Annotated in this window: 8 protein-coding genes, 1 other RNA gene and 2 pseudogenes; 5 read left to right on the top strand and 6 right to left on the bottom strand. The window is 38.4% G+C overall.

Features of this window, described 5'->3' with window-relative positions:
- Positions 1-9 precede the first annotated feature (9 nt).
- The gene (locus tag AC1M9D_RS10715) at positions 10-1,257 is read right to left on the bottom strand and encodes an exonuclease SbcCD subunit D (RefSeq protein WP_481612154.1); all 1,248 of its coding nucleotides are present in this window, start codon (positions 1,255-1,257) and stop codon (positions 10-12) included.
- A 95-nt stretch (positions 1,258-1,352) separates the two neighbouring features.
- Positions 1,353-2,486: a hypothetical protein gene (locus AC1M9D_RS10710; protein ID WP_481612153.1), complete on the bottom strand. Its 1,134-nt coding sequence runs from the start codon at positions 2,484-2,486 to the stop codon at positions 1,353-1,355.
- Positions 2,487-2,850: 364 nt separating this feature from the next.
- On the opposite strand from AC1M9D_RS10710, the gene AC1M9D_RS10705 reads away from it, so the two are divergent.
- Positions 2,851-3,303, top strand: a complete 453-nt coding sequence (locus AC1M9D_RS10705; RefSeq protein ID WP_035266293.1) for an ABZJ_00895 family protein — start codon at positions 2,851-2,853, stop codon at positions 3,301-3,303.
- A gap of 64 nt (positions 3,304-3,367) precedes the next feature.
- Positions 3,368-4,278, top strand: a pseudogene (locus AC1M9D_RS10700) (TIGR01777 family oxidoreductase).
- Here the strand turns inward: AC1M9D_RS10700 and thiO are convergent.
- Together thiO and hemB are read right to left on the bottom strand one after the other, a co-directional pair.
- A complete protein-coding gene (thiO, locus tag AC1M9D_RS10695; protein WP_481612152.1) occupies positions 4,275-5,381 on the bottom strand; it encodes a glycine oxidase ThiO in 1,107 nt (368 codons plus the stop codon). The pseudogene AC1M9D_RS10700 and the gene thiO sit on opposite strands and share 4 nt — an antisense overlap.
- Positions 5,382-5,581: 200 nt before the next feature.
- Positions 5,582-6,592: a porphobilinogen synthase gene (gene hemB / locus AC1M9D_RS10690; RefSeq protein ID WP_481612151.1), complete on the bottom strand. Its 1,011-nt coding sequence runs from the start codon at positions 6,590-6,592 to the stop codon at positions 5,582-5,584.
- A 108-nt stretch (positions 6,593-6,700) separates the two neighbouring features.
- Here hemB and AC1M9D_RS10685 point away from each other — a divergent pair, with 108 nt between their 5' ends.
- Positions 6,701-7,198 carry a thioesterase family protein gene (locus AC1M9D_RS10685; RefSeq protein ID WP_035266285.1) on the top strand — a complete coding sequence of 166 codons (498 nt, stop codon included), beginning with the start codon at positions 6,701-6,703 and terminating at the stop codon, positions 7,196-7,198.
- Positions 7,199-7,250: 52 nt separating this feature from the next.
- Here the strand turns inward: AC1M9D_RS10685 and glpK are convergent, their stop codons facing one another.
- Positions 7,251-8,735: a glycerol kinase GlpK gene (glpK, locus tag AC1M9D_RS10680; protein WP_481612150.1), complete on the bottom strand. Its 1,485-nt coding sequence runs from the start codon at positions 8,733-8,735 to the stop codon at positions 7,251-7,253.
- A 132-nt stretch (positions 8,736-8,867) separates the two neighbouring features.
- Here glpK and ssrA point away from each other — a divergent pair.
- Positions 8,868-9,228: a transfer-messenger RNA gene (gene ssrA, locus AC1M9D_RS10675) on the top strand.
- Between the two features lie 180 nt (positions 9,229-9,408).
- On the opposite strand, the pseudogene AC1M9D_RS10670 reads toward ssrA, so the two are convergent.
- Positions 9,409-10,341 (bottom strand): annotated as a pseudogene (locus tag AC1M9D_RS10670) (IS5 family transposase).
- Positions 10,342-10,535: 194 nt separating this feature from the next.
- Between AC1M9D_RS10670 and AC1M9D_RS10665 the strand changes: the two are divergent.
- A complete protein-coding gene (locus AC1M9D_RS10665) occupies positions 10,536-11,312 on the top strand; it encodes a DcaP family trimeric outer membrane transporter (protein ID WP_481612149.1) in 777 nt (258 codons plus the stop codon).
- Positions 11,313-11,400: the final 88 nt, after the last annotated feature.

The raw sequence follows: 11,400 nt of genomic DNA, 5'->3' as shown, positions 1-11,400 counted from the left end.
GACCTGTCCTTAGTGCGCTTTTTGATCCAAATCGTGTTGTGCCGCTTCAAGTAAAGTGAAGAAATCACGCTTCACCGATTCATCCTGCTCATAGCCCATTTTTTCCCACAAGCTTAAAAATAATTTTTCAGGGGTGGGGGGCGCTAAATCGACTTTGTGACTTTCATCGTTTTGCTCCGTTGCTTTTTGATAAATTCGAGCTATACGCAGTAAACGATAACGATTTGGTGGCAGTGCCAGTTCAATCTGCTGACGTAAGTCTACAGGCGGTGGGGCATCTGTCGTATATTCAATTTCTAGAAAATGTCGTGCATTGAGATTGTCAATTTCGCCTTTTGGCAGGGCATGTACCGTAGTGATTAATTCAGACAAGGGTTCACGAATTCGAATCAAATCCACGGTACGTGGAATAATGTGCGCTTGATATTGAAAATGATTTTGTTCATCAGCTTCGGGGTCAATGGTGACTTCAACCACTTGATGTTTATAGTTGCGTTCACTAAAAGACAGTGGAATAGGTGAGCCACTGTAGCGAATATGTTCCTGTCCAACTTTTTGCGGTTTATGCAAATGACCGAGTGCCACATAATCAATGACATCATCAAATAATGCAGTGGATAAAGCCTCTTCGTTACCAATCACAATCGGACGTTCGGAATCTGAGGTTTCACCGCCTTGCATATGGGCATGTGACATCAAAATTAAGGCTTGATTGGGTTGTTTACGCGCTTTAGCTTCCGCAATAAGTTGTTGGTGTAAATAGGCAATGGCATTTTGGCTGTTGGTGGTATTTTCATTTAAGCCTGTAATTTCGGCACTGCGTAAAAAAGGCAGGGTTAAGCACCAAGCAACGATATTTTTATCAGCATCATAAATAGGTACCAACAAACGATCGAGGTCAAATTCACCATCCTGTTTGCCAATAATACCGACCGCTTTGGCATTGAATTTCGCTAAAAAAGGTTCAACCTGTTCAATGCGGTAACCGGAATCATGATTACCTGCGATCATTAAGGTTTGCATATGCGGGGCAATGGCATGGGCATCGGTGAGAAACTGGTATAACTGTTTTTGAGCAGATGATGCAGGATTGACCACATCAAAAATATCACCGGCAATCAGCAGGGCATTCGGTTGTTTTTGTTGAATTTGCGCAAGTAGCCAGTTTAAAAATTGTGTGTGTTCATAGTCACGATCATGATTGTGAAAAAATTGCCCCAAATGCCAATCTGAAGTATGAAAAAAACGCACTGCCATTACCGAACCCCAAAACATCTCAATTGTCATCTTATCCAATATCGGACTTTAAAACATCGAAATTTTTAACATCTCTATAAGACAGCTTTTAATCGCTATTTTTTATTCGATTTACTCTTTTTTCGTCTTTTTCTCTTGTTTCTATTTTTGATTCTCGAGTTGATCGAGATTTGCTTATGAGAAGAGGATGCATGCAGTTTAGCTGCTGTTAACGATTGATCTATTTTATGATGAAAAAAAGATTGGATGACTAAGGGTACCAATAGAATGCTTAGCCAAATACTCATATTGATGGGAATTATTTGATAGATATAATTTAAAGAATAGACTGAAACCGTAAAAATGAGTGCAAACCAAGCTTCTGTTTTAGAACTTTGATCTTCTGAAAAACGTTTGATATGGATCAGCGTATTTTGTTTGACATCTGAAAAATAAGAACGCGTGTATTTATTGGGAAAATAGCTGAGAAGCAGCATTAAGTTTTGAAAAAGATATAAAGACGATAAACCGAGTAAAAAATATCGAAATAATAAAATTAAACGCTCAACCCAACGATGCTCAGATGTAATATCGCCCTGTGAATAAAGTTCTATAATTTGATTAATAGACAAAATTAAAATTGAACAACAAGTAAAGAAACTCAGTAGAAAACGGCTTAAATGATGATGCTTAATTTCAAAAAAGGCATGTAAAATCGAATAGAGTAAAAATATTAACAAGATTATTGTGATGAATGTCGATAATACTGTATCAACACTAAGCATCTGTTTTTCGAAAAACCAATAGCAAATTCCAAGTGCGAATAAAAAACTAAGCCCTTCACCAAAAGGTGTGGTTAAACTCTGATGATGCTCTACAGAAAAAATCATTAAGTAAGCACCAAGATAGAGATAGACCCAAATTATTAATGGATTCGAGCTAGAATTCTGTATAGAAATAAATGAAAGTGCACTCACAAATAGACTTAAAATTGAATAAATTAAGATTTTTTCTTTGTTTTTAATGATTTGATAACTTTGATAAAAAACACCACAGAGTAAACTGATGATTGTAAGCGGTATGTGAAATTGATGATTAAGAAAAGCTTTAAGAAAAACAAAGCAATAGCAAATTAATACGATACCGATAAGAAAGCGAGTGAAGGGATAATTCAATACATCCCAAAAGTCTGATTTAAAATTTAGACGATTTTTTAGACTTATTTTATGTTTAATTTTTTCTTTATGCATTTGGACTAGGTTTTATTCTGATTGTTATCTCATCTCTATGGATAAAAGTATATTTAGAAAATTTATAAATTACAAAAATAAAGCCGACGATTCGAGTGATGTGAAATCGTCGGCCAAAATACTTCAGTCATTCAAATTTAGGCTGCTAAACTAAATTTTCTGCAAGAAGCATGATTTATAGGTCTCATTGGGGTATAAGGTCACCGTGTATCATTGCGGATGCCGGTGCAATGACTACGCGGTTGCTACTGACCTTGTACCTTATATAACGCATAAGGTTGTGATTCGGTTGACAAGAAAATTAAAAATATTTGATTTATTTTCGGTTATGCTTTGTGACAGGATTTTATCGCGTCTGAGAGTTATGGTTTCTTTAAGAAAATATTTTTTATGGTTCTTTTTACTTTGCTTAGGATTAACGCTGGTTGCAGGTATATTGGCAGCGTTATTGCCTTCGGCAATTGCAGGAATAGTCACTGCACTTCCATATTTAATAGCGATGATTGTTGTTTTATATAAATTTATTCATCAACAACAACGCGCACCTTCGGATCAAGAACGTAAAAAATTCACATTAGGTTTTACCTTGATCTTTTGGGGCTATAACTTTCTTGGTGTTTTTTTAAGTATTTTATTTTTTTCGAGAAAAGACCCTGAAATTTGGCAGAACTTTTTACTCTATGTCCAAAATTCCAGTTTCTTAAGTCTCAGTGCAATTATGATTTTGATGCTGGCGATACCATTATATTTAATTACCTTTTGGTTTTATGGTCCACAAGCGAAGCGCATGGCGAATAAATTGGTGGTAAATAAGTAATCATGAATTGAGCTCAAAGGCATCTTTCACCATGATAGAGAGATCAGATCATAAGAGTATTTCTATGTATCATCCTTGCGTTTTGGTTACTGGTGCAACAGGTTTTATTGGATCTTATTTGGTTGCATATTTGCTAGATCAAGATTATCAAGTGATTGGTTTAAGCCGACAGTCCAATCCAAAAATGAAGCATCCACGTTTGACATGGGTTCAATCTTTCGATGATATCCAACACGCTCAAATTGACTATGTTATTAACTTAGCGGGTGAAAGTATTGGTGATGGTCGCTGGACGCAAAGGCGAAAACAAAAACTCATCGACAGCCGAGTGAATACGACCGATGCATTATTTCATTATCTGCTGACCCATCAGCAACATCCCAAGCGAATTATTTCTGGTTCTGCTGTAGGATATTATGGTATTGATCCTGATCAAGAATGGTCAAAAAAAACAATGAGCAGGGATCATCTCAACCGATCTTTATGTCCGAACTTTGCCAAGAGTGGGAGAGGTCGGCGCTCCAATACAAAAATCAGTTTGATATTAAGGTCATTCGTTTAGGCGTGGTGTTTGGGCATGGCGGAGGAATTTTACAACAATTACTCTTACCGATTCGATTTAATCTGGTGGGTAAAATTGGTTCAGGTCAGCAGCCCTTAGCATGGATTCATATTCAGGACGTGATTCAGGCGATTGAATTTCTGATGTTGAATGACACTCCAAACGAAGTTTTTAATTTCGTTGCTCCTGAACAAACGAATCAGGTGTATTTTGTTCGCACCGCAGCAAAAATTTTAAACAAGAAACCGCTTTTAAGTCTGCCTGATTCATTGTTTAAAATCATGTTAGGTGAGCAGTCTCAATTGGTTTTAAATGGACAATACGTTATACCAGAAGCACTTATTCAAGCAGGTTATACATTTCAGTATCCAGAACTCAAAATGGCGTTGGAGCAACTACTTCCATCACATTAAACTTGAAACTTCAAAGATGGGTCATAGGGTCTAGGATCAACGAGGGTGGTCTGATTCAGTATGAGTTGTCGTAGTAACTGCGCTGCAGCTGGCCCCATGCATAAACCATTTCTAAAATGACCAAAATTCGCCCATAAGTTTTTCATTTCAGGCATTAAACCAATATATGGAATTCCATCAGGTGAACTAGGTCTCAAGCCTGCCCATTGTTGCACAATCGGGAAATTTTTAAGTTCAGGTATGAGTTGAATGCATGCTTGGTAAATGGATTGTTGTGTTTTCAAATTTGGGCGATGTTCAAAACCTAATTCCGCCATACTGGAACCACAGACGATATGGCCATCTCGACGTGGAATCATATACATGACCTTATACATACACATTGTGGGTAGCCAGTTTTCAGGGGTTTTGAATAGGATCATCTGCCCCTGAACAGGTTGAACAGGAATATTGAAATCAAGTTGTGATGCCCAATGTGCCGACCAAGCTCCAGTAGCGATAACATACTGATCAGCTTTAATTTGATGTTGATCATGCAGAACAATGGATTGCACTTGCTGATTTTGAATCAGTAATTTTTCTACCCACTTATGCTCGATAATCTTTACTTTTGAATGTGATTTAAGATAAGTCAGAATAGACTTTAAAAGACGAGGATTACGAACATTAGACAATTGTGGAAAATGCAAAGCCTGCTTGAAAGTATTAGAAACTCGTGGATTCAGATTTCTTAATTGAGTCTCGTCGAGTAAATCGCAATGCTGCATCGGTTCGTTATATTGCGCCTTATAACTGAGTCCAATCTCAAAATCATCTTCATCAAAAATTAACATGCCTGAATCGTGAATTTCGAAATCAATGCCACTCAATGGTTGAATTTTTTGATTCCAAGATTGATATAACGATTTACCATGTTGTGCCAATTGATTGACTGCTTTGGGATAACGCCAAGGATACATAGGTGACAAAATACCACCACCTGCCCAAGATGCAGCTTTAGCTGCTTGTTTTTGATCAATGAGGGTAATTTCACAACCTTGTTCGAGTAATTCAAGCGCTGTTAGTAAGCCGCTAATTCCACATCCAATGATGGCAACGTGCATTTTTATCCACCTTCAAAATGACGGGGTGTATTAGACCATATTCAAGCTCTAATCGTGCAAATAATCTCAATGATGTAAAGAGATCGATGAGATGTAAGATGTTAAATGAGTGAGTTAAAAGTTGGGTCTCGAATACAATGATGATGATTTTAGTAGAAAAAAAGCGCTTTATGGAAAAGCGCTTTTGATTCAATAGTGTATTACAGATCTTTAAGCATTTTTGCAGCATCTTCAGCAAAATAGGTCCAAATTCCATCTGCACCAGCACGACGACAGCTCATCAATGATTCTAAAATCACACTTTCAGAAAGCCAGCCATTTTGGAGTGCTGCTGCCAACATGGCATATTCACCACTCACTTGATAAACAAATGTTGGAATGCCAAATGTGTCTTTAACTTCACGTACAATATCTAGATATGGCATCCCTGGTTTTACGATCACCATGTCTGCGCCTTCTTGAATATCTAGTGCAATTTCGTGAAGAGCTTCAGCTCGGTTGCCAACGTCCATTTGGTAGTTGTACTTGTTACCACCTTTTAAATTAGAAGCTGAACCCACAGCATCACGGAAAGGACCATAGAAGCTTGATGCATATTTGGCAGAATAAGCCATGATATTGGTATAAATATGACCATTTGCTTCAAATGCTTGACGAATCGCAGCAATACGACCATCCATCATATCACTCGGTGCGAAAACATCGGCTCCTGCTTCTGCATGGCTTAAACCTTGTTTAATCAGACACTCAACAGTTTCATCATTCAGGACATAACCTGTTTCATCGATGATGCCATCCTGACCATGTGTTGTATAAGGGTCTAAAGCGCCATCAGTGATGAGTACCATTTCTGGTAATTCTTTTTTTAGAAGACGGACAGTGCTTTGAACTAAACCATCATCTCTCCATGCTGCTTCAGCAGTTAAACTTTTGTCTTCTTGTGGGGTAACTGGAAATAAAGCTAATTTAGATACACCTAATTCCAAAAGTTTTTCAGCTTTGTTTAACAACAAATCAGCTGAAAGACGGTGAATATTTGGCATACTAGGTATTTCTTGGGTTTGATTTTGACCTGGTAGAACAAATACCGGATAAATGAGATGTTCAGCAGAAAGATGTGTTTCTCTCACCATCGCTCTGAGTTTGTCATTTTTTCGAATACGGCGCATGCGTGTTGCAGGAAAAGCAGGGCGATTAAACGTATAAGTCATCACAATCTCGATGTTTGGTATTTTACTTGGGTCTAATTGTAGCCTCCTTAAGGCGGTTTTTGGGAAAATGCTGATGGTTTTTTCTCATGATGTTAATTTGAGTTTTGTATGAACGATTCCCAAAAAAAATGGATGGGTAACCTCCATTTAGGTGCTAAACCAGATCTTGAAGTGGTATTAAATCAACTCACTCAAGTATTTAATACCTCTCCTTATTTCGCTTACAACGAAATGCAAATGCGTGTCGTAGAAGGTGAAATCCAAGGTTATATTGAGATGAAACCTAATCTCATTGGTAACATTTCTTTCCAGATTTTGCATGGCGGTGTAGCGGCAACATTACTCGATAGTATTGGCGGGATTGTTGCAATGGGGGAGCTTTACAAGCGTGCAGAACCTGATATGTTGCCTGAAACTTTAAAGAAAGTTTCACGTTTAGCAACAGTAGATATGCGAGTGGATTATTTATCACCAGGGCGCGGAAAGTATTTTATTGCCACTGCTGAAGTGCTACGCATGGGTCGCAAAGGTTGTACGATGCGTATGAATATGGTGAATGATGAAGGTAAAGCAATTGCAACAGGTATTGCTTCATACGCATATTGAAAAATCTATGTATCTCTTATAAAAAAACCGCCCTTGTAGGCGGTTTTTTATACTAAATATCTGATCTTGAACGTTTTAAAGCACTATTCCATTGATGTAAATGGAATTGACGTTGATCTTCAGACATTGTTGGCTCAAAAGCTCTTTCCAATTTCCATGATGCTGCAATATCAGACGGATTTTTAAATACACCTGCAGTTAAACCCGCCATTGCCGCAGCTCCCCAAGCCGTTGACTCCAAAAGTTGCGGTCTTAATACAGGAACATTCAGTAAGTCGGCTTGAAACTGCATCAACATATCATTTTGACTCGCACCACCATCTACACGTAATTCTTTTAAAGGATTTTGAATATCAGATTGCATAGCATTTAAAACGTCAGCGACTTGAAACGCGATTGACTCGAGAGCTGCTCGCGCAATATGTGCTTTATTTGTCCCTCTAGACATACCACATAATAATGCGCGGGCATCCGTATCCCAATGAGGTGCTCCTAAGCCTGTAAAGGCAGGAACAAGTACGACACCATCGGTACTGTTAACTTGACACGCCAATTGTTCAACTTCTTGGCTAGTTTGAATAATTCGAAGTCCATCACGTAACCATTGTACAATTGCACCAGCCATAAAAACACTACCTTCAAGCGCATACGAGGTGTGTTCTTTGCATTGCCAAGCTAAAGTGGAGAGGAGTTGATTTTGACTCAGTTGAATTTGATCACCTGTATTGAATAACATAAAGCAGCCAGTACCATAGGTGTTTTTAGCTGAGCCTACGTCAAAACATGATTGACCAAATAACGCTGATTGTTGATCACCTAGAATCCCTGTAATCGGAATTTCTGCACCTAAGAGACCTTTGGCTGTATTGGCAATATGGCAATCAGAGGCTACGATTTTGGGTAGTATTGCTTTTGGGATGTTAAATAGTGCGAGTAACTCGTCGTCCCATTGCTGGGTATGCAAATTCATTAACATGGTTCTTGAAGCATTAGAGACCTCAATTACGTGTTCAGCACCTTGAGTGAGATTCCAAACTAACCAGCTATCAATGGTGCCAAAAGCCACTTCGCCTTGTTCCGCACGAGCTCTTAAACCATCAATATTTTCAAGTAACCACACTAATTTTCCAGCACTGAAATAAGGATCAATGCGGAGTCCTGTGGTGTAATTTATCTTGGTTTGTAAGTCTTGGTGAATGAGGGAATTACACCAATCACTTGCTCTGCGATCTTGCCAAATAATCGCAGGGGCTAGAGGTTCACCAGTTTTTTTATCCCAAATCACTGTCGTTTCGCGTTGATTGGTTAGGCCTAAAGCTTTGATATCTTTAGGCAGTAATCGCGCATCAGCAATTGCTTGCTGCACTACTGCGATTTGTGAACTCCAAATCTCTTGTGCATTTTGCTCTACCCAGCCTGACTTTGGTGTTCGTATTTTAGTTTCTCTTTGAGCTGTTGCATGAACGTTTCCATGTTCATCAAAAATGATCGCACGACTTGACGTCGTCCCTTGATCTAGTGCAAGTAAATAACTCATAAAATATGCAATTTTGAACTTGAAAAAAGAGATTTTATCTCAATTATTGGAATAAGCGCATGTGTATGTTTAATTGTTGTGAAATTAGAGGTCGTATTTTCAAACTTTTATGCTATGATTGCGTTGTACTTTGGGGATGTTCCTGGCTTCGACGCTGGTGATGAAACTCATAGATGCATGCCGAGAGCGCATTTTCTCTCGTAAATAAAATTTGCATTTTAAATAGTCGCAAACGACGAATCTTACGCTCTAGCTGCCTAAGGGCAGCTTGTCCGCATCTCTGAATACTTGTGGTTAGAGATCCCGACTGAAGCGCACGCACACAAGTCCGTATAACATCAAGCCTTGGGGTGTTGTACTAAACTTAAAGGATCGCTCTCTTAACCCTGTTCGTCGGGTCTTTGAGGGTTAAAATAATAGACGATATCTAAGCATGTAGTAATCTCGAGTGTAGTGCTTGCGGACGCGGGTTCGACTCCCGCCATCTCCACCAAAATTCAATTCAGAGAAGTTTGACTGAATGTAAAAAAGCCCTTAAACATTAAGTTTAAGGGCTTTTTTATTGGCTGTCTTATCCGACCTTATCCTAAGCTGTGTGACCCAATTTTTGCCTTTAGTGGGGGCTTTGTTGCACAAAGATTTGAAAGGCAAAGCGCCCCTAATTGAGCCAAATTTAAGGCGTAACTTGGGTAAGTGGTCGACCTAATTCCGTAAATCTGTTGAGGACCGCTACACGTGCATGAACCTCATTGACTTGGCTATCAAAGCTCCTTGCACTGAGTTTATCTCCTAATAATTTGATGCAGTGCATTTTAGTCTCAACCAAACTTCGGCGATGATAGCCTGACCATTTTTTCCATAGTGTCCTGCCTAAACGCTTAACTGTTCGAAGTAATTCATTTCGCTTTAGCGAGCTGCTCTTTGTATCTTTCCATGGTTTCGCATTTTTTCTAGGTGGAATCACCGCATGCGCTTGCCGATCTGCAATGACCTGACGGCATTGCTTGGTGTCATAAGCTCCATCGGTATAAACAGAGTCAATCTGCTCATCTTGTGGAATCTGATTAAGTAAATCACCTAGTACCTGTGAATCACTGATATTATTGGTTGTGAGCTGAATAGCACGTATTTGAAGAGTTTCAGCATCTATAGCAATATGTAGCTTACGCCATTGGCGACGATATTCAGGTCCATGTTTCTTGCGTTTCCATTCGCCCTCACCTAGAAACTTCAAGCCTGTAGAGTCCATGTGTAGATGCAGCCCATAGCAACTTTTTTGGTAGCTGATTGCAATATCAATATACTTTTGTCTTTTACAAAGCGTACTGTAATCTGGCGCTGTCCAATTTAATCCGCAAAGTTTAATCAGACTTTGCACAAAGCCAGTGACCATACGTAAAGACAGACGAAATAAGGATTTAATCATTAAGCAGCATTGGATAGCTGCGTCGGAGTAGGTTTTATTTCGTCCTTGTTTGCCTTTTGATAGAGCATACTATTGCGTAGTAGGATCAAACCAAATGGCAATATTTCCGCGATTAATGAGTGCTCGGTTATATGCGGGCCAATTGGTTGTGCGGTAGATTTTGTGTGTAGGCTTCTTCATTTGAAAATTATATGGCTGAAGAAGCCCTTAAGAATAGCTTTGTGCAACAAAGCCCTTTTCTATAAATAAAACAAATACTAAATCAATATTTAGATGATATCCAAACAATATTAGACACTAGGCCTATATTTATCTGATCTTATGTTTGTCTATGCAAAGCATAGAAATGGATAGAAAATATTAAGGAATATGTGATGAAGAAAAAATTCGTTATCTGTATGTTGGGAATTATGGTATCACCAGCATATGCTAATCAGGTCGACTCAAAGATTCTAGAATTAGAAAATCAAATTTTATTATTAAAACAGCAAATGGAGGAAGATCGTAAAGTTCGCCAGTCTCTAGTTAGTCAACAGCAGGAAATTAAAAAAGATCAACTTAAAAATAATAACTCTAAGTCACAATTTTCAGAACATGATTTGAAATTTTACGGACAATTACGTTTAGATGGAGCAATTGATTTCGAGTCATCTAACGGTGGGACATTTGGGAAGTTAAACTCGGTGCCATTAGAAGGAACAAATGGAAACCGATCAGAATTTAACTTAACAGCTTCAAGATTAGGTGTGGATTTAAAGAAAAATATCAATGGTAAGGATTTAAACGCTAAGATCGAAACCGACTTTTGGGATGGCGGTTCAGGTGATGGCAAGCTAAGAATACGTCATGCTTATATCGATTATAATAATTGGCTATTAGGTCAAACTGTTTCTCTAACAGGAAATTTGGAAACAGCTACAGAAAGCGTTGATTATACGGCATTTCTTGGTACAGCATGGGTTCGCGTACCTCAGGTTAGATATAATTTTACTTTGGATGAACATCATAATTTAAAAGTTGCTTTGGAATATGTGAACAGCCGTTCTTCTGAGCTACCAGCACTAACAGCAAAATATACTTATAAACATGGTGACATTACAGGGCTCGTACAGGGATTTGTTAATGAAAAACGAGCACATTTAGCGGATTGATCCTAGCCAAAATAATGGACAGCACGTCCCTCTAAAGATAACGTAACTTTAATCTTTGGAGATTCAAGAAATGGCTAAACGTTTTAGT

The sequence above is a fragment of the Acinetobacter sp. ANC_7682 genome, assembly GCF_056779795.1.
This window is presented reverse-complemented; position numbering and strand designations above follow the sequence as displayed.

Bases quoted from the DNA above. Each gene is read 5' to 3' on its own strand.
- AC1M9D_RS10715 (WP_481612154.1), bottom strand. From the start codon at position 1,257: ATGGCAGTGCGTTTTTTTCATACTTCAGATTGGCATTTGGGGCAATTT.
- AC1M9D_RS10710 (WP_481612153.1), bottom strand. From the start codon at position 2,486: ATGCATAAAGAAAAAATTAAACATAAAATAAGTCTAAAAAATCGTCTA.
- AC1M9D_RS10705 (WP_035266293.1), top strand. From the start codon at position 2,851: ATGGTTTCTTTAAGAAAATATTTTTTATGGTTCTTTTTACTTTGCTTA.
- thiO (WP_481612152.1), bottom strand. From the start codon at position 5,381: ATGCACGTTGCCATCATTGGATGTGGAATTAGCGGCTTACTAACAGCG.
- hemB (WP_481612151.1), bottom strand. From the start codon at position 6,592: ATGACTTATACGTTTAATCGCCCTGCTTTTCCTGCAACACGCATGCGC.
- AC1M9D_RS10685 (WP_035266285.1), top strand. From the start codon at position 6,701: ATGAACGATTCCCAAAAAAAATGGATGGGTAACCTCCATTTAGGTGCT.
- glpK (WP_481612150.1), bottom strand. From the start codon at position 8,735: ATGAGTTATTTACTTGCACTAGATCAAGGGACGACGTCAAGTCGTGCG.
- AC1M9D_RS10665 (WP_481612149.1), top strand. From the start codon at position 10,536: ATGAAGAAAAAATTCGTTATCTGTATGTTGGGAATTATGGTATCACCA.